This window comes from Niallia sp. FSL M8-0099 (genome assembly GCF_038006945.1).
Lineage (GTDB): Bacteria > Bacillota > Bacilli > Bacillales > Cytobacillaceae > Niallia > Niallia circulans.
The window spans coordinates 2,236,637-2,263,135 of the sequence record NZ_JBBOWF010000001.1 but is presented as its reverse complement, the minus strand read 5'-3'; the positions used below and the strand labels follow the sequence as shown (position 1 = coordinate 2,263,135).

The window sequence follows — 26,499 nt, the reverse complement described above, 5'->3', positions numbered from 1 at the left end:
GAAATGGGAATAGGAAAAATATTTCTTGGGAAAGCGCATAATCAGACAGGATTTTTAGGAAAAAAAGTCGTATTATAGCGAATAATATAAAAAGCAATCGGATTTGGTAACAAACAAGTCCTCCATTATTGAGGACTTTCAGACTATAGGCAATTACCTTAAGTAATTATGAGGTTTGTCTATAGTCTTTTTTCTCAGCTGTTCCTTATTATGTGGCAGTTTTCTTATCGCGATGAATTTTCATGCCAATGCACGCGAAGGGAACTTTTTTTGATGACGGAATAATATAAACGATGTCCTAAAATACCAGCGATAAAAGTTAGGATGATGTCTTTTATTAAAGGTAGAGCCATCCAACTCCACATTAGCTGGTAAGTAAATCCTTCTGGTGCAGCATACCAAACTTTATAAGCCAAATACATCCAACTAGTCCCAATTATGTAATTAATAAATAATCCAATGAAGCCGCTAAAAATATAGAATGGAATGGTTTGTTTTTTTTCGATGAAGAAACCGACAAAAAATGCTGTCATAATAAAGGCTAAAATAAAGCCAAATGATGGTCTGGTGATTACCATAAGGCCGCCCGATATCCCTGCAAAGATGGGTATTCCGATAAGACCAACAAGCATATAAACAAACATTGCCACGCTTCCCAATCTTTTACCAAGAATCAGCCCTGCAAGAATAGAGAAGAAAGTCTGAAGAGTTACGGGAACACCTCCAATGATAAGAAAACTTGTAACATTTGCTCCCACCGCCATAAAAGCAACAAATAACGCAATCATTGTTATATCTATTGGCTTCCACTGTTTCAAAATGGCCACTCCCTTTTGTTTAATTTCTGTAATTAACTATACTTCTCTAATTGATTTGTGTCAACCTAGAATATAATTTAGTTAACATATAAAAATACATATATTTTGTTTCTCTGTTCATACTAGAAATAACAAGAAAGGAGATGTTTGCATGAAAAAATTAAAATATCCATTCATAAGCATCTTTTTGGTAAGCTTATTCCTAATGCAGCTTAGCAGTCCTTTACATGGTGGTGCGGAAGAGCTGCCTTCCTATGTAAAATGGGGGAGAATTGCCATAACAAAAACACAAGAAAAATATCCTAATAGTGAAGTTACTGATTATCTGCATGTAGGCAAGGAAGATAAGAAAGGAACTTCTGTGGAAAAGTTTAAGCTAATTGTAAACAAAGATCAAAAGGAAATTGGTGTATTTGTTCATTTAACTTTTGATACGCGCACAGAACGACTATTATCGGTAGATATGAAGGAAACAAAGCCTTAATTTTCGAAAAACTCTCTAAAATAATTGGTTTTAGAGAGTTTTTTTGTTTTAATAGAAGAAAGAGAGTAAAGGGGGAGAAAAGATGATAGGCAATATACAAAAGATCATGCGCTATCCAATAAAATCATTTACTGGAGAAAGCTTGGAAAAGGCACGGATTATGTCGTATGGAATATATGGCGATCGAAGTCATGCTTTTATCGATAGAGCGAATAATAAGCATTTAACCATTACGCAATACCCTAAAATGGTTACATATAAAGCGGGCTTTTCAGGAGAAGAGTCAATAGAAAAATATCCTAATTTAACTATAACTGCCAATGATGGCTCGGAATATATTTGGGGCGAAACGGCATTATTAGAAAGATTAGAACAAGAAACGAATCGGACATTAGATTCAATCGCCTATGCTCCAACCTTTGTTCCCTTTCCAGCAATTGAAGAAGATAATCTGTTATTAATTTCCACAAAAGCTCTATCAGAATTATCTACATCATTTGGTGAATCGATTGATGAGAGAAGATTCAGAGGAAATATTGTCTATGATCTCCAAGAAAGTGACCTAAACGAACAAGATTTACTAGGGAAACAAATTAAAATCGGTTCAGATGTAATTCTGGAGATTAATAAGTTTTGTGAAAGATGTATGATCATAACAGTAGATCCTGAAACAGGCACCCGACAGCCGAAGCTATTAAAACAGATTGTTAAAGAGCGAAATAACCATTTTGGTTTATATGCAAGTGTGATTAAGACTGGAATTATTCATATTGGTGATAAGATAGCTATTTTATAAAGATGGTGCAAACATAATACTTAATTTTGTATAGTTGAACATTCTGTTATTACAGTGCAAATATAAAAACTATTTGTTTTCATCATGCTTCCAATTAATCCATCGTGAGCAAGCCTTTCTGGTACCTCAGGAACAGAGTATTCCTCCCGCCGTTTCCTTCTGTTTTAAGGTTCTATTGATAATTGGATTAACAAGTTAGTAGAAATGGTATTAATATTCAATTCAATTTTTCTAATAAAACAGGGAAGATTTTGAAACTTAATTCCTAACCATACGTATGAATTTATGAATATATAGACAAGAGTATTTGTAAAGGATGGGATTTACATTGGTTAGGAAACAAAAAGCTTCATCATTTCTGGAAAAATATTGGGTATCTTCTATTGGTGTATTTGTATTGTCACAAATATTCTTTTTTTCATCAGAAGCAACAGGATGGATACTTAAATACAGAGATATGGATGGAACAATATTCGGGAAGCTTCTTGACAGTTTTATTATCACTGAATGGTTTAATTTCTATAAAACGCCACAGTATAATCTACTCACTGTCTTTTTTGGCGTCTTTTTTCTTGTGCCTGGAATAATTAGTGCGATAGTAAAGGTTTTTACTCGCAGTAAATAATAAATACCTTTGCTGATTAAGCTGTAATAATAGATATGTATGCAAGTGGGGTAACCAACAGCAATACCTGATGTCCATATTTAACTCTGCTGCTAGATCAAAGGCTTGCTTATAGAGAAGCAGTAGGATAGTGGAAGATGGAATTGAATAGAAGAATCTATTCAGGCAGTCAAGTTATAGTTATTAACCCAGAATAGGTACCCAAATTTTATAACGGGAAGTTAGAAGATGAAAATTAAAACAAGAAAAAGTAACAGTTTTTTAAAAGAAGTATTATTTGAGATAGTTGGGGAAGTAGTCTGGAACATTTTACTATTTATACCAAGGATGGCATTTCGCCTAATTAGTAGCATTTGGTAAAATGGTTAATTAGTGAATTGCCTGTTTTTTCAATTAGTTACAAATTAAAAAGGCTATAGGAGCTTGTCATCCACTTCCATTTCAGTTTTGTAGAAGACTGGCGAAAAACTAACAAATATAGCAGCAGAAGAGTAAAAAAGCACCCTATAGGTAGACATTAAAAAGTCTACCTAAGGGTGCTTTTTTATACATAGTAATATTTTCATTTAATCAAACGTTTGATTAAATGAAATAGTATCTTGCCGTTCCAATAAAGTTATGATATAGTTACCTAGGTAATTAATTTTAGATCGGAGAAAGCAATGAACACGACTCATGATTTATTCCATTCTATCCAGCAGCTCGCACGACAATTAACCAAACAATTAAATACAGCACTTGAGCCATTTGATATTTATAGCTCTGAATGGGCAATTTTGTATGTATTAAAAAAGAATGGTCCCCTTACTCAAAAGGAAATCGCCGATTATCTATCCATAGAACCCCCTCCAGTAACACGTACCATAAAGAAGCTCGTGGAGAAAAAATATGTTCTGCAAATAAAGGGAGAAGACAAGAGGACAAATAGAGTATTTCTAACAGATTTTGCTATACAGCAGTATGCGAAATGGGAAGCAGCTGTTCTGCTAGCAAATCAGGAGTTACTTAAACAATTGCCAATCGAATCTCAAAAGACTTTACAACATATAATTTTTGAATGGATTCATTCATTAGCAATCAAGGAGGAAAAGAAGTGATTAAAGAACCATTATGGACAAAGGGATTTATCCAAATATGGGTAAGTAACTTTTTTTTATTTATGACGTTTTATTTTTTACTAGTTTCATTACCAATCTATGCGATTCGAGAATTAAATGGAAAGCAGTCTACAGCAGGTTTAGTTGTTACGGTATTCATAATAACAGCTATTCTTATCCGGCCTGTAGCTGGTAACTTGATGCAGAAGTTTGGCAAAAAAGCCATATTTGTTACATCATTACTTATTTTCTTAGTGGCAGCGGTTTTTTATTTATTTAGTGATTCTATCACTAGTTTGCTCATCGTTCGCGCATTACACGGCATTGGATTTGGTATGGCTACAACCGCTACCGGGACAATTGTTGCAGACATTTTACCAAGCTCCAGAAGAGGAGAAGGTATGGGGTATTATTCAATGAGTATGAATTTAGCGATGGTAGTCGGTCCATTTATCGGACTCCAGGCAATTAACTCATGGGGAACTTCTACCTTGTTTATATTGGCGCTAATATTTGCTTTCTTTGCGATATTAACAGGTGGATTTATGAAACTGGACTCAGATATGGAAACAGAGAGAGTAGAACAAGAAGCGAAAGTGAAAGAGAAAAAAGGAATTCAATTTGATCGAATTATAGAGAGTACGGCAGTAAAAATTAGTATCGTAGCAGCCATATTCGGTCTTGTTTATTCATCGATTCTTTCTTTTGTTTCGGTTTATGCTGAAAACAAAGGATTTATAAGTGTTTCAGGATATTTCTTTGTGGTTTACGCTATCTTTATGCTAATAGCAAGACCTTTTGCTGGTAAATGGTTTGACCGCTATGGTGCAAATAAAATTGTTTATCCATGTATCGTACTATTTTCCATCGGGATGCTTGTCTTGGGGACTGCACAATCTGAATGGATGTTCTTATTATCTGCTGCATTAATTGGCTTAGGATATGGATCAATGTTCCCGTGTCTACAAACCATTGCGATTCAGAAAGCAGCACCACATCGAAGAGGTCTCGCAACAGCTACTTTTTTATCCATATTTGATATAGGAATAGGGTTTGGCTCCTATATTGTTGGAATTATTGGTGATGCTATTGGATTAAATTCTTTCTATTCATTAAGCAGCATTTATATTTTAATCGGCATTGCTGTTTATTACTATTTGCATGGTAAAACGATTAGAAATGAAAAGACAGTAACGAAGAAAGAACAATTAAATAGAGGTGCTTAAAAAAAGACTCTCCTTTAGAAATGAAATTTTTCTAAAAGGAGAGTCTTTGTTATTATTTTGCCTTTGTAACCACTTTTATAACAGATTTGCTGACATTACCAGATGTATCTTTTGCCGTAATAGTTAAAGAGGTTTTTTCTTTTTGCTTTTTAATTTTGATAGAAAAAGCTCCTTTTTTATTTGTTTTTCCTTCTGCTAATACTTTGTTGTTTCTTTTAATGATAATGGTTGCATTTTTTTCAGCAGTTCCTGTTACTTTTGTTGTTTTCGTCGTGATCGTATTTACTTTTGGCTTAGCAGGAGCTATTTTATCTGCTACTGTAATAGTCTTCGCTTTACTTATATTTTTCGCCTTATCTGTAGCTGTAACACTGATTTTAGTATTTTCTTTTTGCTTTTTAATTTTAATCGTATACTTTCCTTTTTTATCAGCAACTGCAGAACCGAGCTTCTTTTTGCCTGCTTTGGCAGTAACAGTAGAATTAGCTTCCGCGTTACCAGTGATTTTATCTGATTTATTACTGATTGTTCCAGTTATCGTTGGGATAGGAGGTGGTGTGTTATCCACAACTTTCACGGTTGCTGGTTTACTTGTATTTTTTGCACCATCTGCAGCTGTAACAGATACAATTGTATTAGCTTTCTGTTTTTTGATTTTAATAGCGAATTTCCCACTTTTATCGGCCGTTCCTTTACCGATCAATTTCCCCTTAACTTTTGCATTAATATTAGCAAAAGGTTCACTTGTTCCTTTCAGCAAACTATCATTATCGCCAACCTTTTGAACGGTTGGTGCATTTGGAGCTTTCGTGTCTCTTTGAACAGTTGTTCTGAGGGATGTATTTGCCGTTCCATTTTTGCTTGAAAGCTGGACATACATAAGCTTATCCGCTTTTTGTAAAGGTATTTCTACTGTAAACTTGCCATTTTTGTCTGCTGACGAAGAATAGGTTTTACTGCCAAGTTTTACACTTACTTTGCTTCCTTGTTCAGCTGTCCCGGTAAGTAATCGAGTACTATTATAAACAGGATTAATTTTTGCTTTTAATTTTAGAGCACTAAAAGCAGAAAATGCGTTTAATCGCCCCCAGCCAGATACTTTATCAAAACCGATGGGATTACTACTAGCGGGTAAATCATCTGGATATTCTTCCGAAAATTCATTTTCAGGATTGTCATTTTCCTTAAAAACAATAGATGTTGTTGTTTCAATTAAATATTTTTCTACCTCTTTAGGCTTTAGCTTCCCATTTAAAGAAAGCAATAATCCAGCCACAGCAGATACATGTGGCGTAGCCATCGAAGTACCACTGTATAATAAAAGATTTCCATTGGGAACAAGACTTGGAATGTTGGAACCTGGTGCAACAAGCTTAAGCTCTTTCCCATAACTTGAATAATCAGCAACGATATCTAAATCGTTCGAAGCTCCAACGGCCGTTACATATTTGGAAGAGCCCGGATAATCAAGTCCTTCATAACCATTATTTCCACTTGCTGCAATAATAGTGACATTTTTGCTGTTGGCATATTGAAGCATGGACTCTATTACTCTACTATAACCACCACCCAAACTCATGTTGATGACTTTTGCGCCATGATCTACCGCATATTTAATTCCTTTTGCAATTTGTTCCGTATCACCAGAGCCAGATGCATCTAATATTTTGACTGGCATAATTTTTGCGTTTGAATGGATGCCAGACATAGAATAGCCATTATTTATACCTGCTGCGATAATGCCGCTTACATGTGTACCATGATTATTGTCATCATATACATTGTCTGATTCGTTGATAAAATTATAACCCGCTGTGATTTTATTTTTTAAATCGGCTAAGGAAGCATCCACACCAGTATCTAAGACAGCAATTTTCATTTGTTTAACATCAGTAGATTGTTGAAGTTGATAAAGCTTTTCAAATTGAATATCAGCACCATTTTTCCCATTTGTTTGTGCTGTGTTTTTTAATGACCATTGGTAAGGTGCAGATACATCACTTGGCAAGGATAGTAAGGTATACTGTTGTACAGGCTCTATATACTCTACTTCATTTGCGTTTTGAATCTTGTTAATAAGGGTATTAGCACTCTTCGTTGTGTATTTTCCTTCATTCAATTCAAGGGTAAACATCCAGTCAGCAATTTTTTCGCTTCCTTCTAACCCTTTAATAGATTGAGCAGAAGTTTTACCCAAACTGTTTTTCAAAGAAGAAACTGTTTTACCAGATTTCATTTTTACAATATATTTATTATTTATCTCTTTGTTCGTTATACTTGAGCTGGAAGCTCCTAATAAAGTAAAAATGTCATCAAGCGTTTTTCCTTCTATATTAGATAACTCTACTTTGTTAGCGAGGGATGAAATCTTGGTTTGTAAAGCGGTAGGAGAAGCTTCTAAGGTGATTTCATATAAATTATTTATTGCTTTTGCTTCGTTTTTTCCAATTTTATAGGTGCTGCTTGTACCATTATCTAGCAGGTTAGTGAAAATCGGTTTTAGCGCTTTTAAATTTGTTAATACATCTTGTCTTAGCTGCTTATTAAATATCATTTTCGCCGATAAAAATGGCGATACTTGATAGTATAAAGAAGATAGTTTTTTCCCATTTGCCGTTGAAGACAAAATGGTATCTCTAATAGTACGTAATTGTGTAAGGATTGTTTGGCTGTCCTTTGACTCCTTGGTACTTAATTCAACTGGACATGCTTCTTCTGCTTCAACAGTAGGAGCTTGCTTTGTATCCGTTACTTTTAAGGAAAATTGACTATTCGGTTCAGGTACTTCCTCTTCTTCTATGTATTCCTCATCATCTACGTTGGAATAATACTCAACCTTAATATAGTACGGACCTTCCCAAGCAATCGGGAAGTAAATGACGCCCTTATTATCCATAAAGCTAACGGCGTTATATTGATCGAAGGTGTTGTCTGACATAGCATTATCTTTACTTGAATATACGCTAATATTCATTTCTTCCGTCGAATTTAATTCAACCTCTAGGTGAGTTGCTTTAGTCACGACAGATTTTGGATCGATCTTAAACCATTTAACATGTTCATCTGGCTGAAAGCTCGAGGATAACTCTTTTCCGATCGAAAGAGTAGCAGCTGAAATTTCTCCTTCTGATGCTAGGATCTCTTTTGATGGCATTGCGCTTAATACTAATGTCACCGTTAATAACAAAGCAAAAATTGTTTTCCATTTACACTTTTTCATAATTTCCCCCCTATAAGTGGTATATTACAAATCTATTAAATCACCTTTCTTCCTATTTGTCCTCATATTTTTTGTATTTTTAGAAAAAATTGTATGTTATCCCTTTTTCATTTAATAAAATCGGCAGCAGATCGATATTTTCGTTTTATGAAAATCAAACCCAATTTATGTGGGAGTATGATAGAATAGTCTAGTAAATATTGTAAAGAAGGAGTTCCAAATCATATGAACGAGCCATTATTTTTTAAACCAGTATTTAAAGAAAGAATTTGGGGCGGTACTGCACTGCGTAGCTTTGGATATGATATTCCGAGTGAAATAACAGGGGAGTGCTGGGCGTTTTCTGCACATCCACATGGTCAAAGTATAGTAAAGAACGGATCATTAGCGGGTAAAAACTTAGAAGAGTTATGGGAGAATCATCATGAGCTTTTTGGTAATATAGAAGGTGACCGTTTTCCGTTATTAACAAAAATATTAGATGCTAATCAAGATTTATCTGTACAAGTGCATCCAAATGATGACTATGCAAAAGTTCATGAAAATGGAGAACTTGGTAAAACGGAATGTTGGTATATTATTGACTGTCAAGAAGGAGCAGAAATCATTTTTGGGCATCACGCGAACACAAAAGATGAATTAACAACGATGATAGCTGAAAATAAATGGGATGAATTATTAAACAAGGTACCAGTGAAAAAAGGTGATTTCTTCTTTGTACCTAGCGGAACAATTCACGCTATCGGTGAAGGAATTATCATCCTTGAAACACAACAAAATTCTGACACAACATACCGTGTATATGATTATGATCGTACAGATAGCGACGGCAATAAGCGAGAGCTGCATATTGAACAGTCAATTAACGTTACAACTGTTCCACATCAATTAGCGGCAACTACTCCAGTTGTTGAACAACAAGGAAACATGGAGATTACTAAATTTGTTACATGTGATTATTTTACAGTAGAAAAATGGGTGTTGGACGGACAGTCTACTAGAAAACAAGACCAAGATTTTTTACTATGTAGCGTAATTGAAGGCTATGGATCTCTGCAAAAGGATGGCAAAGAATTCACTTTCCAAAAAGGGGATCATTTCTTACTGCCATATAAATTTGGTGAATTTGAATTGACTGGGAAAGCAGAACTGATTGTTTCCTATATCTAAAGCGAATTTCCAAAAATAAAAAAGAGTGTCATTTGGGTACTGATCTCCAAAAGTTAGAATAACAATACTAACTTTTATCGGTAACTACCTTTGCACTCTTTTTTATTTATTTTCGGATAATATGGAGTAATGGTGCTGTATTGTCCTTTTATATCAGCCGTTCCTAACCGAATGATCGAAAATATTACCCATAGAAGAGTCTCTGCTAGTTTAGCTCTAATGCTTATAAGAAGCTGTTAAGATTTCTACATATCTATTCGAATAGGTTTTCTTTTTTCATATTTGTAATATGCTGTAAAACCTGCTTTCTTTGCTAGATTAAGAGCTTGCATGAAATCTGCGCCAACATCGTCTTTTCTATGGGAATCAGAACCAATTGTAAGTATTTCGCCACCTAACTTTTTATATAATGCCAACACTTCTATAGAAGGTAATGATTCATTTAAGCTTGTTCGCCAGCCAGAAGTGTTAATTTCTAAACCGATGTTTCTTTTAATTGCTGTTGTTAAGATAGTAGTGATAATCTCCTGATAGTCAGGGAAGTGATAGATACCTCGTGTTGGATGGGCATATCGCTTCATTAAATCAAAATGAGCGAGGACATCAATATCTGCGTATGTAACTAATTCAAGAACCTCTTTAAAATAAGTAAGATAAATATCCTCATCAGGGTGAGCATTCATATATTTACGAAGTGTTAGCCCGTGTAAATTGTGAACAGAACCAAGAATATAATCAAAAGGAATTGGTGCTAACACTGTTTTATATTGTTCACGTAATAAATGGGGTTCACATAGTTCAATTCCTAATTTAATTATTAATTGATCCTGATAACTAATTCTACATTTGTTGATGTCTTCTAAATATGTTGGCCAATTCATATGACCGTAAGTCGGGGCATTCGGATTGACAGAAAAGTGTTCGGTAAAACAAATTTCATTTATCCCTTTTCTTATAGCATTTTCACAAATATCCATCATTATTGCTTTAGAATCAAATGAATGATTGGAATGGTGATGATAATCAATATAATACATAAGAATCTCCTTTAATTTGTCAGTCGATAATGAAACCCAGCCTGTTTATTTTATCATATTTTAATAACAAACTTGAAGTTGGAAAGAGGTTCTATTATTATATGATAAAAAAGATTTCAGATAATTCCTGTTTTAAACTTACTAAACAGGTAGGAATAATGTATAATAGATGTATGAAGGTTTAGGGGGAGGAAATGATGACCGAGGTAAGATCAATCAACTGGAAAGACGATACCATTGTTTTGTCTGTTGATTATCCAAAGAAAATACAGAATGAATATAAAGTAGTGATAATGTGCCATGGGTTAATTGGCAGTAGAATTGGCGTTGATCGCTTGTTTGTTAAGGCAAGTAATGTACTGACAGAATTGGGTTATTTAGTGATTCGTTTTGATTATAGGGGATGTGGCGAATCTAGTGGTGAGTATGGCAGCACAAAATTGTCTGATTTAATCGATCAGACAGAAGCCATTATTCAATTTGCTTATGAAAAATTCTCGATAATGGAACTTATTTTACTTGGCCATAGTTTGGGTGGAGCTGTCGCTGTATTGACAGCTATCAAAGATGCACGAGTCAGACGGTTAATTCAGTGGGCTGCTGTCGGGGATCCAGCGGTTGATATTAAACGAATATTTGGAGAAGAGAGATTGTCTGAATTAGCAGAAAGAGAAGTCGTTGATTTTTACGGCTATTCTTTTTATCAAACTTATTTCGATTCTTTAATAGATTATAATCCATTAAAGAGTTGTCATAAGTTTTCAGGAGATGTTCTTCTTGTGCACGGTACTGCTGATGAGGATATTCCTTATCACTATTTGAATAAATATAAAAATGAATATTTAACTAGAAATACAGGAACTGTTGAATCCGTATTTATTGAAGAGGGAATACATACTTTCTCATCTGGCAGCCAATTTATGAAGCTGATTAATGGAACGGTTGACTGGTTAGAAAGGAAATAATTAAAAACGCAAATGGATGAAGTAGATATCCGTTTGCGTTTTTTTAAGTGAAAATAATTATTTTGCTTATTTTAATGGAAATTTATAAGTGAATAACTTAAAATGTAAATAGATGAAATGAATTTGAGGGGATAATATGGCACAAGAGCAAAGATTAATGGACATTATTCAGTATTTAAATGTGCATGAAAAAATAACAGTGGAAGAAATTTGTTCCCTCTTTCATGTTTCCAGAGATACAGCTAGAAGAGATTTAGTAAAACTAGAAGAGGAACAAGTAATTATTCGAACAAGGGGTGGTGCGCTTTTACCAAAAATTCATCGCAAAGTAGATAATTATCATAATCGATTGAAAGCTGTATCAGAAGAAAAGAAAGCAATTGGAAAATTAGCTGCATCCTTTGTTCGAGAAAATGATCATATTATTTTAGACGCCTCCACCACTGTGCAGGCAATCGGAAGTTTTATTAATCAAGAATGTACAGTGATAACAAATTCTATCAATTTGGCGGATATTTTATCAGATAAGCAATTGCCGAAAATTCACTTATTAGGTGGAGTGATGCAAAAAGAACATCGCTATTTATACGGGAATTCTGTTATTCAACGATTAGATAAATATTATGTAGATAAAGTGTTTATTGGTATTGTCGGTATATCTGAAAAAGGACTAACAATTGTCGACGAAGAAGACGGTGATGTTAAAAAGAAGATGATGCAGCAAGCAAAGCAGGTTATTGTAGTTGGTGATAATAGCAAGATAGGCATTACTGACTTTTACCAATTCGCGAATCTTTCCGATATTGATCTCTTTATCACAGATAAAGAACCGGAAGAATGGTTTATTCAGTTATTAAAGGAAAATGGTGTGGAGTTATTAGTGGCAGACAGGAAGGATGGAGAAGGATGATTACATGTATTGTAACCGATTTAGATGGCACTCTTTTAAATCATGAAAGTAAGATTAGTCCAGAAAATGCAGCCAGTTTGAAAAGTGCACAAGAAAAAGGAATAGAAGTAATTGTAGCAACAGGTCGAAACTATCCAGATGTTATGGAGATTTTCAAAGAAACTGGATTAAAAACTTGGGTTATTGGCGCAAATGGTGCGACCATTCATGATCCAGAAGGAAACCTATTTGATCATCTTCCGATGGATAAGCCAAAAGCAATGAGTCTATTACAATGGTTAGATGAGAGAGATTACTATTATGAAGTTTTTAGCAGCGATTATCTTTACTCGCCACAGCGTGGTAGACAATTAATTGCAATTGAACTTGATCGTTTATGTACGGCAAATCCTCAAATTAGCAGAGAAGAGCTTGAAAAGCATGCGACTATTCAATTTTCGCAAACTGGATTTTCTTATATTGATAGCTATAAAGAAATAGAAAATCCTGCAATTGATGTCTATAATATTTTGGCATTTTCCTTTGATAAAGAGAAGCTAGACGCTGGATGGAAAACATTCGAAGATGATTCCGCCATCACTCTTGTTTCATCTGGAACCTATAATTTTGAATTTGAGCATAAGGATGCCTCCAAAGGAAACGCATTGACAAAACTAGCGAATCACTTAGGAATTCACTTAAAAGATGTGTTAGCAATGGGTGACAGTATGAATGATCTATCGATGTTAATCAAGGTGGGATATCCTGTAGCGATGGGAAATGCAAGGCAGGATGTAAAAGATGCTTCAATAGAGGTCGCTGAAACGAATGACCAGGATGGAGTCGCAAATACGATTAAGCGGATAGTATTGTCCTCGATTACTATATAATAGGAAAGCCGCATGGATATAAGTCTTAGAATTAAATAAAACCTAAACAATTATACGGAGAAGTCATTTATAATCTCTTATGATTGTTTAGGTTTTTTAATTTGGATAAAGAAAGCTTATGTCATTATTCACAGCTTGATTACACGGCCCTTTCCAAGGGAATAGCGCAAAAATTGCTTTCTGCCATTTGTCTGCAAGGTCTTAGGCGTTTTGCTGTGTCCTATGCATATCAGCAAGAAGGGTTTAAGAAACTTGTTTGAAAATTAGTTCGATACATTGAATTTTTATAGCGAATCTATTTTAATTTATCCATATTTTTTAATTACTGCTTTAATTACAATAGATCCTTCAACTGGGAGACGCCTATTTTGTAATGGTTTGATACTATTTTTTTTAACGAGAATGAGATATAATAAGTAGGTAGTAAAAAAATAGTATCTAGTACTAATAGCAGATGATATTATTTTTGATAGCGGTTTTTATCAGCGGAATATTTGGCCATTTTAAAAATCTTACATATAGTAATGCTACACATAAATATTAGTAATTTTTACATAAAGGAGAAAGAAAAAATGTATGCATTTACGAGCAGATTTGCAAATGTTGTCTTAAAAATTTTTGGAAGAACAAAGGTAATCAATAAAGATAAATTACCGCAAGATACTGGTTATGTGGTTGCATGTTCTCATATTGGCTGGGTGGATGTGGTTGCGCTTGGTACTTCTTTATTACCAAATGAAATTCACTTTATGGCAAAGAAAGAGTTATTTAATAAACCAAAAGCAGCTAAATTTTTGCATAGTATTAATGCTTTTCCAGTGGATCGAGAAAATCCAGGCCCAAGCAGTATAAAAACGCCAGTAAAACTATTAAAGGACAAGAAGATAGTAGGAATTTTTCCTAGTGGAACAAGAACTTCTGAGGATGTGCCATTAAAAAAGGGAGCTGCTACCATTGCAAACTTGGCGAGAGTGCCTATCGTTCCAGCAGCTTATAGTGGTCCAACAGATTTAAAGGGTCTTTTAAGGGGCAGGAAAATACATGTTATATTCGGTGATCCAATTTCCTTGAAAAAGGAAGATGGTACAAAAAAAGATCCAGCTGATATTACAAGGGAATTAAGCGATGTAATGGCACAATTACAAAATGAATTAGATAAAAGAGGCGGTAAGCAATGATGAATCTACAGAAAGTGAAGGATATACTAAGTCGGTATCCTCTGCCTTTAGTAGATGAAATATTAGAGTTAAAAGAAGGCAAAATGGCAGTTGGAGTAAAGCAAATTAACAAGGAAGATACATTTGCAACGGGACAAAATCCAAATAATCCGATTATGCCAGGTGTCCTTATAATTGAAGCGATTGCTCAAGTTACTGCAGTAGCTATTCATAGTGAAGAAAAACATAGGAATAAATTTGCCTTATTAGCAGGCATAAATCATTCCAAAATTCGTAAGCCTGTATTTCCTGGGGATGAGCTTTGTATGGAAGTAATGGTTGAAAAGGTGAAAAATAGCTTTGCTAAAGCAAGAGGTAAAGCAACAGTAGCTGGTGAATTGATTTGTGAAGCAGAGTTTCTTTTTTCCTTTCAATAAGCAATGCCAATACTTGGTCACTTTCTAGAAATGGACAATCTTTCTAGAAGGTGATTTTTAATTTTTATGGAAGACTAGATAGCTAATTATAGCAGTTTTCAACAGTTTCTATCAAAATTTTACGCATCCAAAATAATGAAGAAATTTATAAATCCTCCTTAAAATAATTACAATTCCCTATCAAATATTTCATAGATTACAAGACTATTTTCTAGTAAATAGACATATATCTATAAAGAGAAAGGGGATGTACCTATATGCAAACCTCCAAAACACGTACATTAATCCAATATTTGAACACAACAATATTAGGAATCATCCTAATGTTTATCCTTATTGCGGGAATCACGACCTCTATTTTTTCCTTTAAATTAACTTCTGATAATGTTGCCAATATCTTAAAATCTGTAAATACAACGGAAATTTATACAGAAATATTTCATAGTGAAAATCATCTTTTTCCAAAATCAGATGGAAAGGGACTTTCAATCGGAAATATTCTTTTTCAAATTGCCACTAATATTCGTTTAGATGACACGCGCACACTTTTAGGAAGAGAACTACCTGCTTTGACTTTTTTTCATACTGAAATAGTTGTCGCAGAAGAAGGGACAAGTCTTGCTAATCTTCCGTTTGAGTCAACACCATCCGAAGAGCTTATGAAAAATCCTAAAGAAGTAGATGAAGAAAAAGTGGAGAAGGAAGAAAAGCCTTCAGATAACAAAGCACCAGTTACTACTCCAAAAAATAAAACAGTGTTGGTCTACAATACTCATAATCTAGAAGCCTATCTACCACTTTTAAAGAATGCAAATGAAAATGAAGCAGTCAGCTCAGATGAACGGGCTAATGTAGTTGGATTAAGTAATAAATTAAGTAGTCTATTGCAAGATGAAGGGATTGGCGTGCAATTAGATAAAACAAATATTAACCAAAAGCTTCTTGATAGAGGCTGGAATTTCTTCTCATCTTATGCCGTTTCTAAAGAAGTGGTGGAGACAGCAGTTAGCGAAAATAAACATATAAACTATTTAATTGATATACACCGAGATTCAGCAAGGAAAAAAACTACTAGTGCTACGATTAATGGCAAAAACTATGCCAAATTACTATTTATTATAGGCAATGCGAATAAAGGATATGAAAAAAATCAAGAATTTGCCAAAAAGCTTCATGCTGAACTGCAAAAAAAATACCCTGGGATATCAAGAGGCGTATTCCTTAAGGGAAAAGAAGAAGGAAACGGAGTATACAATCAGAACTTTTCTGACCGTGCTATCCTACTTGAAGTAGGTGGGATAGACAATACGCAAGGAGAATTGAACCGCAGCATTGCAGCATTTGCTGACGTATTCTCAAAGGTGTATTGGGAAGAAAATGATGCGACACAGCAATAACGAAGAAAAAGCTGGACCACCTTTTATATTGGAGGTCCAGCTTTTTTCTATTTAACTATTGATTTTATTTTGCAAATATTGTTTATACCTTCTAAGTGCAGCTTCACTTGTTAAATGAAATTGGTGCATTACCTTCTCATCGCTCACTCCTAATGCTAGTTCTTTTAATATAGCAGCATTGCGAAAATTGACTGCAGAAATTTTACGTAAACCTGCTCTTCTTACTTCATCTTTAATCATTTCTTGAATAGCGCGGACAGACAGAGCTTTTGGTTTTTGTCGATCATAATCATATTGAAAAGAATAAGAAATATTGTTAAAGGCGACAAACACAGGATCATTAGAATAATATTTTGGTCGAAGGACTTCCGGAATGGAAAAGTAGTATGCTCGTAATTTTGTCAGAATATCACTTGGAATGGCGAGAAGGAACGGATCATCCTCTCTATGCAGAGTTAGTTCTCCTTGTGCTAAGTTTACATCTTTCATTTCAATACCATGTATATCGAGAGGTGTCAGGCCAAAAGTTTTTAATAAAGCCACAATTGTCCAATTTCTTGTCAGCAGATAGTTTCGAGCCGATTTTTTGGTTCCTTCAAAATCCTTTGTCAGCAGATTTTGCAATAATTTATTATATTCTTCACTTGTAATAAAATCTTTTGTAGTCAGGGAACGCAATGGGGCAGCTTCAGCTAGTTTATGAATTTCATGGGCACAAACACATTGATGGTACATCATTAGTCTGCTAAGGACAGATGCCAGACGGCGTATTGTTGCCTGTGACAGTTGCTTTTCCTTTAAATAATGAAAGTAAGCGCGAATGTCATCAGCTCCTAATGCCTTTATTGTTTCAAATTTAGTATTTTCCTTGTATGTAGAAAGCCAGCTGAAAAATTTCTTTAAATCAGATTCGTACTGTTTTAATGTAAGTTTGCTTCGTCCAGATTGATTTAAGTTCTCCATATAGTCAAGTGCATAATCAGGCAAGGTAATCATCATATATGTTCCATCCTTCTTATGAATTTTTTTCAAACTATCCGAAATGCAATAACCTCTCTTCTTATTTTGACATAGGTTAAAGAAGGAGAGAGAAAGGGGATAATTAAATTGATTAGAATTAAAGTTGGTGAGTCTGTCTACCAATATCATACTAAATTAGAACATTATTTTTCAAAAATTAAGCATAATATCATTGGCAATAATGTAACCTTTTCTACACCTTATGGAACGCAGCAGCTGCTATATGCGGATTGGACGGCAAGCGGCAGATTATATAAGACTATTGAAGAGAAGATTATCAATAAATTAGGTCCTTATGTTGCTAATACACATACGGAGTCAAATATTACAGGTACTTATATGACTAAGGCATATAAGGAAGCAAAGCGAATTATCAAAAAGCATGTTCATGCAGACGAAAATGACATTATTTTATTCGATGGATTTGGTATGACAGGGGTTGTTAATAAATTACAAAGAATAATAGGTTTAAAGAATAGCTGTGCATGTGCGAAAAAGGAGAAAATTGCTGTAGTATTTGTCACTCATATGGAACATCATTCTAATTATTTATCATGGCTGGAGACAAATGCAGATGTCATAATGATTAAGCCAAATGACAATGGGGATGTCAGCATGGAACATTTAGAATCTTTGCTAGAGCGATATAAGGACATCCCATTAAAAATAGGGGCATTTACAGCATGCTCTAATGTTACTGGAAGGAAAACAAATTACCACGAGCTGGCAAAAATAATGCATAAGTATAAAGGCTATTGCTTTGTTGACTTTGCGGCATCAGCTCCTTATGTAGAAATGAATATGCATCCTGATAATAAAGAGGAACGATTAGATGCTATTTATTTTTCACCTCATAAATTTCTAGGTGGACCGGGAACAAGCGGAGTGCTAGTGATGTCAAAGAAGCTTATTTATTCCAGTATACCGGATCAGCCAGGAGGGGGAACCGTTGATTTTACGAATGAGTGGGGAGATATCCTCTACAAAAAAGAGGATGAAGAACGGGAAGATGGGGGAACACCAGGATTTTTACAAGCGATTAAAATAGCGTTATGTATACAACTAAAAGAAGAAATGGGAATAGAAAGAATAGCGGCTAGAGAGAAGGAGTTAATTCAATTAGCTATGTCAGAACTGAAGAAAATCAATAGAGTTCGCATACTAGAAGGAGAAAATGAAGATAGGTTAGGCATTATCTCGTTTATTTGTGAAGATATTCATTATGATTTAGTCGTACAATTATTGAATGATCGCTTTGGTATACAAGTAAGGGGCGGCTGTTCGTGTGCTGGTCCATACGGACATTATTTACTACCAATTACAAAGGAATATTCCAAAGCAATAAGCAAAGAAATACAAGAAGGAGATTTTTCCCATAAACCAGGGTGGGTGCGAATATCCTTACATCCTACAATGAGCAACGCAGAAGTATATTATATAGTGGAAGCTATTAGAAAGATTCTAAAATACCACGATGAATGGGTAAGGGACTATGTAACAAAGCCTTTCTCTTGTGAATATCAATCATTAAGAAGAGATAAATTACAGGTGAAGGATTTGTTTACGATATAAGCGGCAGCAACGAGCGGCATACATTTACTTCACTCCCTTAATAAGGGAGTTTTTAGTAAGGGGATAAATAGTTTGAAAATTTCACAAAAAGAGTTTGACTACCAATATTTTCTTTTATATAATATGATTGATTAATCAATCATTTAATAAGTGGGGAATTCAAATGGCTAAACCAAGATCTGAACAAAAAAAAGAAGATATTTATCAAGCTGCTTTAAAGTTGTTTTCACATAACGGTTTTAGTAAAACAACCATTAAGGATATTGCTGCAGAAGCAGGTGTTAGTTTTGGAACAGTATTTACTTATTATGAAAATAAAGAAACTTTGTTTACAGAATGTGTAAATAGACCTCTCCAATTATTTAAGGAGATAATAAATGAAACCAAAAATGAACTTACTGATTTAACTGAAGAAAAACTTAAATATATCATTCGAAAACATCTGAATTTATTCATGGAGTCCGAAAAAGAACTTCGTATTGTGCAATATGTGATTGGGCAGCCAGATAGATTCGCTGAAATTCATGCATTAGATGAATTTGTCGAACTATTTTTAGTTTATATTCAAGAAATTGTTCATATAGGAATGGAAAAAGGCTTCTTGCCAAAAAGTAACTCCAAAGAGGTCGGGTATGGATATCTGGCTTTCCTAATGGGAGCTCGGTTAACCTATTCAGATCATGCGCATGCTATGTTTACAAGCACATTTACAAATCAAGCTTACCGTTTATTTGGTATGGAAGGGGAATATGCCGATGATAACATTTAGCCAATTACATATTTCCCTTCGTATCCGCATGTATTTGCAGTTTATTACTTCTTTAACATCAAGTGCAATCATCCCTTATATATCTGTTTATTTTAGCTCACTAATCGGAACAACGGTAACAGGAGTAATTGTCATCATAGTCATTCTCTCTGGTATAGTAGGCGCATTAATCGGCGGCTACTTGGCAGACAGAATCGGGAGAAGAAAAATGATGATAATAGCAGAAGCGGGCATAGGAATAACCTATCTTTTTATTGCAGTCTTTAATTCACCATGGATTAATCTACCATATATAAGCGCTGGTTTATTTATGATCAATTTATTTTTTAATGGCATGTTTTTCCCTGCATCTACAGCAATGATTCATGATTTAGTATTGGCAGAGCAACGGAAATTTGTTTTTACAGCGATGTATTGGCTAGCAAATTTAGCAACCGCACTTGGTACTATCACAGGAGCATTTTTCTTTATTGACTATCATTTCTATTTCTTCCTATTAGTTGGTATTGTGTCACTTGGATCAAGCTTAGTTACCTATGTATTTATTAAAGAATCTCTTATGAAAAATAAATTTTTAAGGAGCGACAATAAATCTAAATTTACTATTTGGTCTAATTATCTTCATGTCTGGAAAGACCGGACTTTTATGATTTACTTACTTTCCTGCTTCCTTATCTTCTCTCTTGAGAGCCACTTAACAAATTATATTGCCATTCATTTAAGAGATACAATGCAAGATACTAACCTTTTTGGAATCCTTCCTGTAAATGGTATCAATATGGTGGGAATTCTTCATGCGGAAAATACTATACTGGTAGTTTTTTGTGTAGGTATTGTTACATGGATGATGAAAAAAATATCGGACAATAAGCAATATTTTATAGGAATGTGTTTATTTGTGGTTAGTTTTTGTATCCTAACCTATATCTCGTCACCATTATGGCTTATTATGATGATGCTGTTTATTTCAATAGGCGAATTGATGTATGTTCCGATTAATCAAAGCATCCTTGCAGATTTAGTGAATGAAAATTACCGTAGCTCTTATTTAGCTCTGAATGGATTGATTGGTCAAGGACAGATGATAGTAGCTGGCTTAGCAATTACGATAAGCACCCAAATTTCTGCCTTAACGATGTCTTTAGGATTATTCTCATTTGGGATATTAGGTTTGTTATTAATGATTTATGTTGTTAAAAAGGAAACAAATTCTAAAAAACAAATAAACATAACCCAAACAGTTTAAAAATCTCATTATTGATGCTATAAACATTAACGTCTGAATTTTATTTATTTAAGGAAAACGTCTATTTATAAGGAGAATCTATGTTATAATAAATGTAATTTGATAAAAAGCAAACCACAAGGGGAGCGTAATGCTGAGAGTGATCAATCGATCTGACCCTTCGAACCTGTTAGTTAATTCTAACGTAGGAATGTGGGAAGAGTTTATATAGTATTGCTATATTATTCATTTCGCGCGTTAGTTCTCCTTTTGGTCTGCAGAAAAAGGAGATTTTTTTATGAAAAATATGAAATTAGTTGTCATGATAGAAGTGGCAATCATGGCGGCAATTGCACTTATCCTTGATTTATTGCCATCTATCCCAATATTTAATACTTCGATTTCTTTTGCCATGGTACCTATTTTTATCGTTGCATTTCGCTGGGGCTTTAAAGCTAGTGCAAGTGCAGGATTTTTATGGGGGCTACTGCAAATAGTTTTTGATTTACAAGCTTTAACATTCTGGCAAGTAATTTTAGAATATTTAGTTGCATTTGCTTGTATTGGTTTTGCTGGACTATTTGCTTCCTCAATTCAAAATGCTTTAAAAACGGAACAAAAAGGATTAGCGACTGGCTTAATTATTTTGGCAGTGGTTGTTGGTGGGTTTACTCGCTATATTTGGCATTTTATTGCAGGTGTAACTGTATGGGCAAAATTTGCACCAGAAGGTATGTCACCATTTATCAATTCCTTGATTGTAAACGGTGGTTCCTACTTAGGAGCAACTATTTTATGTTCGATTATTCTTGTTCTTTTAGTAGTTTCTGCTCCGCGTATTGTACTTGATCGACCTGTAAATGGTGTTTCTAAAAATTAAAGAGTACAAAAAGAAGACGTTCCTTTAGGAGCGTCTCAGACTGTCGACAAACTCCTAATTCGGTAATTAGGAGTTTGTCTTAGTTTATAAATATACATTCTTTTAAATAAGAGTTGATTTCCGTTGCAGGGGTTCGCTTTCCGTGGGGCTCGCGCTGAGCCGCTTCGGCCTAAAGGCCTGCAGGGTCTCAGACTGTCTCGCAGATCCCACAGGAGCATTCCTGTGGGATTAGTTTCTGTGGTATTGCACAAAAAAAGATCCTCCTTTATGATGCTTATATTGAGACCAATCAACACAGCGTCAGAAGGAGAATCTATTATGAATAATACCCGTAATCACCGTTTAAATCAAGTGTCTACTTCCACTTTAATCATTGGAATTGACATTGCTAAAAATACACACTATGCATGTGCGGTGGACGATCGAGGGGTTGAGTTAAGTACCTCTTTTTCTATCCACCAGTCTCATCATGGTTTTCATCAATTTTATCTCAAGCTTCAAAATCTAAAGGCAATTCATCAAAAGGATGATTTATTGATTGGATTCGAGCCTACTGGGCACTATTGGATGAATTTAGCTGCTTTTCTTACCCAAAATGATATTCGTTTTGTCATGGTCAATCCTCTACATGTGAATCGTTCCAAGGAGTTGGATGATAACTTACAAACGAAGAATGATAAGAAGGATGCGAGAGTCATTGCTAAACTAATAACCAATGGATACTTTAGTGATCCTCGTCAAATAGAAGGAATAGAAGCAGAGCTTAGAGAAGGTTCCTCTATTCGGTGGAATCTGAAAAAGGACATTTCGAAAGTGAAGAATCGTATCATTCGCTGGACGGATCGTTACTTTCCTGAATTTAAAGTAGCATTTAAAGATTTAGGGCTGAATGCATGTGCCATATTAAAACATACCCCTTTACCAGTAGACTTAATGGAAAAAGAAATCGAGGAGTTAGTCCTTTTATACTTGGAAAAGGAAAAACTAAAGTATCCAGCAAGACCTAAAATAGCACAACTAAAGAGAGTGGCGGTACAATCTATTGGATTAACAGAAGGCTCCAATATGGCTCGTATAGAAATTTACTCTTTAATTACTCAATACGAACTTCTGACAAAGCAATTAGAACAGGTAAATGAAAGTTTAAAGACACTAGCAGAGCAACAAGCGGAATATCATTATTTATTATCAATCCCTGGCATTGGGGAAACTACCGTTATAGATTTACTAGCAGAAGTGGGTTCTCTCAAGCATTATAAACATCCACGCCAACTTATTAAATTAGCGGGATTAACCTTACGAGAGAACTCTTCTGGAAAGATGATTGGACAAAAGCGAATCTCCAAAAGAGGGAGAAGAAAGCTGCGAGCCCTTCTCTATCGTGCTGTCTTGCCTTTGATTAGAAATAATGAAACCTTTTATGATTTATATCAGTATTATATCTCTAGAAAAGAAAACCCTTTGAAGAAGAAAGAAGCATTAGTCGTTCTATGTAATAAAATGTTAAAGATTTTTCATGGACTTTGTCAGCAAGAAGTACTGTTTGATAAGGAGCGAATGAGACAAGATCTCTCTATCCTCCAACCCAAATAAAAATCTATAAGACGGTTATATTCAAAAAGATGACAGGAAAGCTGGCTTTTAGAGAGACTTACGACTTAGAGTCCATACAGGAGCATGATGCCAGCCTCTGCCTTATGATGAGACCAAACGAAGGAATGTAAGCGCGCGACGCTAAGAGACATGGGAGGGTACGTCCTCATAAGAAGAGTAGAGATACCGGATGCATCTAATAGTGTATATTTGTCAATAAATCCCTATTGGCTCTAGCGTCGCGTCCACTTACTTACCAAATATTATAATTAATGGAATAGTTAGTTAAAATATGATTCAAAGAGTTTTCCTAAAAAAATATTGGACTAAAAAAATAACGCTGTAAACGTTGGTATATCAACTTTCCTCGAGGGAGTCTCACCCCTTTCACTCCAATCAATGCATAATAATTCCATTTGCATTTCCTAAATTCCTTTTGTCAACAAGCTGTGACGTTCCTTTAGGAGCGTCTTTTCTTATCATATGGTACAATATTCCAAAAGGGAAAATCAGATTTTTAATAATGAAAGATTGCAATACGCCAATGACCACTATAATATTTAAAAATTAGAAAAGTAGGTGTGTGAAAGTGATTAATTTAAAAAATGGGTTAGCTATTCAAATTCGTCCATATAAAGAAGATGATTTTCAATCGATTCATGAATTAAACAAACTCGAACACTGGACTAACTTAGTAGAGAATAAAGAAGATACTAAGTCTGCCTGGAATCATTCGAATGCTGCCTATGTCGCAACTCTTAATGATCAATTAATAGGCTATATTAGAGGTATTACCGATCGTTCGATTACTTTGTTTATTTGCGAATTACTCATTGATCCGAACTATAGAGGGATTGGTCTTGGGGAAGCACTCTTATACTATGTACATAGTAAATACCCCTCAACCAGAGTGGAAATGCTTGCTAGCAGTACTTCTAATACTTATTATGAAAGCAAAGGCTTCCGGTCATTTTATGGATATAGGAAAACCTTCCTTGAGTACAATAAATAAGGTATTGATAAGCATATTAGAAGGTACTTCCAGAAGTGAGGTGAGAATTGGTAATGAATAATAAGAGAAATTTTATATTCATCCTTTTATTCTTATTTTTTCCATTAATATTTTTGGTTAGTTCTTTCGGTTGGAGATATATCATGCTGCAGAAAGAACTAATCGTAGTTGCAACAGACTGTTTTGCTATTTTAGGTATTTACTATGTGATTATCAGTGTTTTCTTTTCTTTTTCTGTTAAAAAGATAAATTTAAAAGATTTAGAATAGAAAAAGACATAGGAGTAGAGAATCGAAAAAAGAATGGATGTATACCGTATTCCTGAACTAGTAATAACTTTATAGAACTTAAGTAAGGGAGCCATCCTTCCGTTTGGATGGTTCTATTTTTTGTCGAATTCTGTGTTAATATGAAACTATTATCATTCGAAAATCGTCTAGATTTTGATAGAATCCGTTTGCAGGGACTACTTCAAGGAGGTAAAAATGACAGAAATAAATTATTCATTTCAAAAAAAGCCAACAAAGAGAAAATTAATTGGCGGTATTATCATAGCGGCATTAATAGTCGCTATATCTTTCATTATGCTAATGTTTTACCCATTTGGCAATAAGGATAAGGTGGATTATTTCAAAGGGGAAAATCCTGTATTATTAAATGGAGAACAAGTCGGCAATGCCATTATAGACAAGGGGACGGTTTATTTGCCGCTAAATATTTGGCAGGAAAAAATAGATGAAAGTATCACTTTTGATGAGAATAGTAATTCCGTTATTGTAACGACTAAAGATAAAGTGATCCAATTTCCGTCCGATTCTGTTTCCTATTATGTAAATAATAAAAACACTAAACTTTCCTTTCATCCATTAAGAGATGAGAATGGAACAGTTTACTTGGCCTTAGATCCATTAGCAAGCTTTTATCCAATCCAATACACTTTAGTAGAGGCTGACCATGTGGTGCTTTTAGAGGAAAATGGACAAAAAAGAGCAAGTGGAATATTTACTACGAAAAAAGTTAGAAAGGATTTCACCAGATTGCGTTCAGAGGCTGCATTACGATCTCCTTACACAGGGGAATTAGCACCTGGTGAGCATGTAACAATTGAAAAAGATGTAGATGATTTTTATTTTGTAAGAAAAGCGAATGGAATTGCTGGGTTTGTAAAAAAGCAATATGTAGATAAAGGGAAATCAGAGGTTGTTGAAGTTGAATTAGAACAGAAAGAACCTAAATTGAAGAAGGTCAATGGACCAATCCAATTAACATGGGAAGCTGTTTATTCAAGAAATCCAGATACTTCAAAGATTTCAAAAATGCACGGTGTAAATGTTGTATCCCCAACTTGGTTTAAACTGAAGGGGAATGATGGTAATGTTAGTAATTTAGGCTCAAAAGCTTATGTTAATTGGGCGCATAAACAAGACTATCAAGTGTGGGGATTGTTTTCTAATGATTTTGATCCTGATAAAACCCACGAAGTATTCAAAGACTATCAGAAAAGGCAAACGGTGATTAGACAACTCTTAGTCTATAGTGAAATGTACGATTTAGATGGAATTAACATTGATATTGAAAATGTTCGGGAAGAAGATGGCAAATATATCACCCAATTTGTGAGAGAAGCTACACCTTATTTACATGATGCGGGTCTGACTGTGTCAATGGATATAACGTTTATAGCTGGCGGAAATTATTCAGCATTCTTACAGCGAGACCATTTAGCTGAGATTGTCGATTATCTTGTTGTAATGGCATATGATGAGCATTGGGCAACAAGCCCGAATCCTGGAAGTGTGGCAAGTTTTCCATGGGTTGAAGCAAATTTAGAAACATTACTTGACATTGTTCCAAATGATAAGCTTGTCCTCGGAGTACCATTATATGCGCGACTATGGGAAGAAAAAGAAAATGGAGAATTATCCTCTAAATCACTTTCGATGGAAAGTGTGGAGGAGTGGTTAAAAGAACATAAAGTTACTCCTACCTATGATGAAGCGAGCGGTCAAAATTATGGGGAATATTATGATAAAAAAACGAAATCAACCTTTAAAATTTGGCTGGAAGATGAATTATCTTTAACGAAGAGAGCAGAATTAGTCGAAAAGTATAACTTAGCTGGACTTGCGAGTTGGTCGCGTACCTTTGCTAATGAAGCAGCATGGTCTGCTTTATCTTTAGAGAAAAAAGAACAATAAGTAATGCTTAAAAACCACTTTC

At 34.6% G+C, this 26,499-nt stretch carries 24 protein-coding genes and 1 riboswitch; of the genes, 20 read left to right on the top strand and 4 right to left on the bottom strand.

The genetic code is table 11. The features are described 5' to 3' along the window. Nucleotides 1-224 precede the first annotated feature (224 nt). The gene (locus tag NSQ92_RS11095) at nt 225-818 is read right to left on the bottom strand and encodes a biotin transporter BioY (protein ID WP_235844418.1); all 594 of its coding nucleotides are present in this window, start codon (nt 816-818) and stop codon (nt 225-227) included. Between the two features lie 151 nt (nt 819-969). Between NSQ92_RS11095 and NSQ92_RS11090 the strand changes: the two genes are divergently transcribed. The 5 genes from NSQ92_RS11090 (at nt 970) to NSQ92_RS11070 (ending at nt 5,046) form a co-directional block, all read left to right on the top strand. Next, nucleotides 970-1,302 (top strand): DUF3889 domain-containing protein, encoded by a 333-nt coding sequence (locus tag NSQ92_RS11090; RefSeq protein WP_061796231.1) that lies wholly within the window; start codon nt 970-972, stop codon nt 1,300-1,302. Between the two features lie 82 nt (nt 1,303-1,384). Next, nucleotides 1,385-2,098 carry an MOSC domain-containing protein gene (locus NSQ92_RS11085; protein ID WP_047940620.1) on the top strand — a complete coding sequence of 238 codons (714 nt, stop codon included), beginning with the start codon at nt 1,385-1,387 and terminating at the stop codon, nt 2,096-2,098. A gap of 328 nt (nt 2,099-2,426) precedes the next feature. Then, nucleotides 2,427-2,723 carry a YfzA family protein gene (locus NSQ92_RS11080; RefSeq protein WP_095257239.1) on the top strand — a complete coding sequence of 99 codons (297 nt, stop codon included), beginning with the start codon at nt 2,427-2,429 and terminating at the stop codon, nt 2,721-2,723. Between the two features lie 662 nt (nt 2,724-3,385). Beyond that, nucleotides 3,386-3,820 (top strand): MarR family winged helix-turn-helix transcriptional regulator, encoded by a 435-nt coding sequence (locus tag NSQ92_RS11075; protein ID WP_047940622.1) that lies wholly within the window; start codon nt 3,386-3,388, stop codon nt 3,818-3,820. Next, entirely contained in the window at nt 3,817-5,046 is a 1,230-nt protein-coding gene (locus NSQ92_RS11070; protein WP_328282906.1) for an MFS transporter, read from the top strand. Before NSQ92_RS11075 ends, NSQ92_RS11070 begins: the two co-directional genes overlap by 4 nt. Before the next feature lie 52 nt (nt 5,047-5,098). Here the strand turns inward: NSQ92_RS11070 and NSQ92_RS11065 are convergent, their stop codons facing one another. Then, nucleotides 5,099-8,266 (bottom strand): S8 family peptidase, encoded by a 3,168-nt coding sequence (locus NSQ92_RS11065; RefSeq protein ID WP_341152784.1) that lies wholly within the window; start codon nt 8,264-8,266, stop codon nt 5,099-5,101. 225 nt (nt 8,267-8,491) lie between these two features. Between NSQ92_RS11065 and manA the strand changes: the two genes are divergently transcribed. Then, nucleotides 8,492-9,436: a mannose-6-phosphate isomerase, class I gene (gene manA / locus NSQ92_RS11060; RefSeq protein WP_341132573.1), complete on the top strand. Its 945-nt coding sequence runs from the start codon at nt 8,492-8,494 to the stop codon at nt 9,434-9,436. 245 nt (nt 9,437-9,681) lie between these two features. Here the strand turns inward: manA and NSQ92_RS11055 are convergent, their stop codons facing one another. Then, on the bottom strand, nt 9,682-10,473 hold the full coding sequence (locus NSQ92_RS11055) for a histidinol-phosphatase HisJ family protein (RefSeq protein ID WP_095320899.1): 792 nt from the start codon (nt 10,471-10,473) through the stop codon (nt 9,682-9,684). 194 nt (nt 10,474-10,667) lie between these two features. Between NSQ92_RS11055 and NSQ92_RS11050 the strand changes: the two genes are divergently transcribed. The 6 genes from NSQ92_RS11050 (at nt 10,668) to spoIIP (ending at nt 16,208) form a co-directional block, all read left to right on the top strand. Further along, nucleotides 10,668-11,438: an alpha/beta hydrolase family protein gene (locus NSQ92_RS11050; RefSeq protein WP_235844417.1), complete on the top strand. Its 771-nt coding sequence runs from the start codon at nt 10,668-10,670 to the stop codon at nt 11,436-11,438. A 136-nt stretch (nt 11,439-11,574) separates the two neighbouring features. Beyond that, entirely contained in the window at nt 11,575-12,348 is a 774-nt protein-coding gene (locus NSQ92_RS11045; RefSeq protein ID WP_047940628.1) for a DeoR/GlpR family DNA-binding transcription regulator, read from the top strand. Beyond that, complete coding sequence (locus tag NSQ92_RS11040; protein ID WP_341152783.1) at nt 12,345-13,217, top strand: HAD family hydrolase; 873 nt, start codon at nt 12,345-12,347, stop codon at nt 13,215-13,217. The genes NSQ92_RS11045 and NSQ92_RS11040 overlap by 4 nt, the downstream gene beginning before the upstream one ends. Nucleotides 13,218-13,789: 572 nt before the next feature. Continuing rightward, the gene (locus NSQ92_RS11035) at nt 13,790-14,395 is read left to right on the top strand and encodes a lysophospholipid acyltransferase family protein (protein ID WP_047940630.1); all 606 of its coding nucleotides are present in this window, start codon (nt 13,790-13,792) and stop codon (nt 14,393-14,395) included. Continuing rightward, entirely contained in the window at nt 14,392-14,811 is a 420-nt protein-coding gene (gene fabZ / locus NSQ92_RS11030; RefSeq protein WP_047940631.1) for a 3-hydroxyacyl-ACP dehydratase FabZ, read from the top strand. The genes NSQ92_RS11035 and fabZ overlap by 4 nt, the downstream gene beginning before the upstream one ends. A gap of 257 nt (nt 14,812-15,068) precedes the next feature. Then, nucleotides 15,069-16,208, top strand: coding sequence for a stage II sporulation protein P (gene spoIIP, locus NSQ92_RS11025; protein WP_047940632.1), 1,140 nt, complete (start codon nt 15,069-15,071; stop codon nt 16,206-16,208). 51 nt (nt 16,209-16,259) lie between these two features. On the opposite strand, the gene NSQ92_RS11020 is transcribed toward spoIIP, so the two are convergent. After that, the gene (locus NSQ92_RS11020; protein ID WP_179290004.1) at nt 16,260-17,207 is read right to left on the bottom strand and encodes a tyrosine-type recombinase/integrase; all 948 of its coding nucleotides are present in this window, start codon (nt 17,205-17,207) and stop codon (nt 16,260-16,262) included. 108 nt (nt 17,208-17,315) lie between these two features. Here NSQ92_RS11020 and NSQ92_RS11015 point away from each other — a divergent pair, with 108 nt between their 5' ends. The 8 genes from NSQ92_RS11015 to NSQ92_RS10980 all read left to right on the top strand — a co-directional run bounded on the left by NSQ92_RS11015 (nt 17,316) and on the right by NSQ92_RS10980 (nt 26,477). Continuing rightward, nucleotides 17,316-18,800, top strand: coding sequence for an aminotransferase class V-fold PLP-dependent enzyme (locus NSQ92_RS11015; RefSeq protein ID WP_341132570.1), 1,485 nt, complete (start codon nt 17,316-17,318; stop codon nt 18,798-18,800). 163 nt (nt 18,801-18,963) lie between these two features. Continuing rightward, a complete protein-coding gene (locus NSQ92_RS11010; protein WP_341132569.1) occupies nt 18,964-19,569 on the top strand; it encodes a TetR/AcrR family transcriptional regulator in 606 nt (201 codons plus the stop codon). After that, nucleotides 19,556-20,815: an MFS transporter gene (locus NSQ92_RS11005; protein WP_341132568.1), complete on the top strand. Its 1,260-nt coding sequence runs from the start codon at nt 19,556-19,558 to the stop codon at nt 20,813-20,815. The genes NSQ92_RS11010 and NSQ92_RS11005 overlap by 14 nt, the downstream gene beginning before the upstream one ends. A gap of 109 nt (nt 20,816-20,924) precedes the next feature. After that, a riboswitch (TPP riboswitch) is annotated at nt 20,925-21,023 on the top strand. A gap of 69 nt (nt 21,024-21,092) precedes the next feature. Beyond that, entirely contained in the window at nt 21,093-21,674 is a 582-nt protein-coding gene (thiT, locus tag NSQ92_RS11000; protein ID WP_047940637.1) for an energy-coupled thiamine transporter ThiT, read from the top strand. Nucleotides 21,675-21,992: 318 nt separating this feature from the next. After that, nucleotides 21,993-23,267 carry an IS110 family transposase gene (locus tag NSQ92_RS10995; protein WP_047945042.1) on the top strand — a complete coding sequence of 425 codons (1,275 nt, stop codon included), beginning with the start codon at nt 21,993-21,995 and terminating at the stop codon, nt 23,265-23,267. Nucleotides 23,268-23,856: 589 nt separating this feature from the next. After that, entirely contained in the window at nt 23,857-24,279 is a 423-nt protein-coding gene (locus NSQ92_RS10990; protein ID WP_095257250.1) for a GNAT family N-acetyltransferase, read from the top strand. Between the two features lie 143 nt (nt 24,280-24,422). Continuing rightward, nucleotides 24,423-24,548, top strand: coding sequence for a hypothetical protein (locus NSQ92_RS10985; RefSeq protein WP_268874776.1), 126 nt, complete (start codon nt 24,423-24,425; stop codon nt 24,546-24,548). A gap of 216 nt (nt 24,549-24,764) precedes the next feature. After that, complete coding sequence (locus tag NSQ92_RS10980; protein ID WP_341152782.1) at nt 24,765-26,477, top strand: glycosyl hydrolase family 18 protein; 1,713 nt, start codon at nt 24,765-24,767, stop codon at nt 26,475-26,477. Nucleotides 26,478-26,499 lie beyond the last annotated feature (22 nt).

Bases quoted from the DNA above. Each gene is read 5' to 3' on its own strand.
- NSQ92_RS11090 (WP_061796231.1), top strand. From the start codon at position 970: ATGAAAAAATTAAAATATCCATTCATAAGCATCTTTTTGGTAAGCTTA.
- NSQ92_RS11085 (WP_047940620.1), top strand. From the start codon at position 1,385: ATGATAGGCAATATACAAAAGATCATGCGCTATCCAATAAAATCATTT.
- NSQ92_RS11075 (WP_047940622.1), top strand. From the start codon at position 3,386: ATGAACACGACTCATGATTTATTCCATTCTATCCAGCAGCTCGCACGA.
- NSQ92_RS11065 (WP_341152784.1), bottom strand. From the start codon at position 8,266: ATGAAAAAGTGTAAATGGAAAACAATTTTTGCTTTGTTATTAACGGTG.
- manA (WP_341132573.1), top strand. From the start codon at position 8,492: ATGAACGAGCCATTATTTTTTAAACCAGTATTTAAAGAAAGAATTTGG.
- NSQ92_RS11055 (WP_095320899.1), bottom strand. From the start codon at position 10,473: ATGTATTATATTGATTATCATCACCATTCCAATCATTCATTTGATTCT.
- NSQ92_RS11050 (WP_235844417.1), top strand. From the start codon at position 10,668: ATGATGACCGAGGTAAGATCAATCAACTGGAAAGACGATACCATTGTT.
- NSQ92_RS11045 (WP_047940628.1), top strand. From the start codon at position 11,575: ATGGCACAAGAGCAAAGATTAATGGACATTATTCAGTATTTAAATGTG.
- NSQ92_RS11040 (WP_341152783.1), top strand. From the start codon at position 12,345: ATGATTACATGTATTGTAACCGATTTAGATGGCACTCTTTTAAATCAT.
- NSQ92_RS11035 (WP_047940630.1), top strand. From the start codon at position 13,790: ATGTATGCATTTACGAGCAGATTTGCAAATGTTGTCTTAAAAATTTTT.
- fabZ (WP_047940631.1), top strand. From the start codon at position 14,392: ATGATGAATCTACAGAAAGTGAAGGATATACTAAGTCGGTATCCTCTG.
- spoIIP (WP_047940632.1), top strand. From the start codon at position 15,069: ATGCAAACCTCCAAAACACGTACATTAATCCAATATTTGAACACAACA.
- NSQ92_RS11020 (WP_179290004.1), bottom strand. From the start codon at position 17,207: ATGATGATTACCTTGCCTGATTATGCACTTGACTATATGGAGAACTTA.
- NSQ92_RS11010 (WP_341132569.1), top strand. From the start codon at position 18,964: ATGGCTAAACCAAGATCTGAACAAAAAAAAGAAGATATTTATCAAGCT.
- NSQ92_RS11005 (WP_341132568.1), top strand. From the start codon at position 19,556: ATGATAACATTTAGCCAATTACATATTTCCCTTCGTATCCGCATGTAT.
- thiT (WP_047940637.1), top strand. From the start codon at position 21,093: ATGAAAAATATGAAATTAGTTGTCATGATAGAAGTGGCAATCATGGCG.
- NSQ92_RS10995 (WP_047945042.1), top strand. From the start codon at position 21,993: ATGAATAATACCCGTAATCACCGTTTAAATCAAGTGTCTACTTCCACT.
- NSQ92_RS10985 (WP_268874776.1), top strand. From the start codon at position 24,423: ATGCTGCAGAAAGAACTAATCGTAGTTGCAACAGACTGTTTTGCTATT.
- NSQ92_RS10980 (WP_341152782.1), top strand. From the start codon at position 24,765: ATGACAGAAATAAATTATTCATTTCAAAAAAAGCCAACAAAGAGAAAA.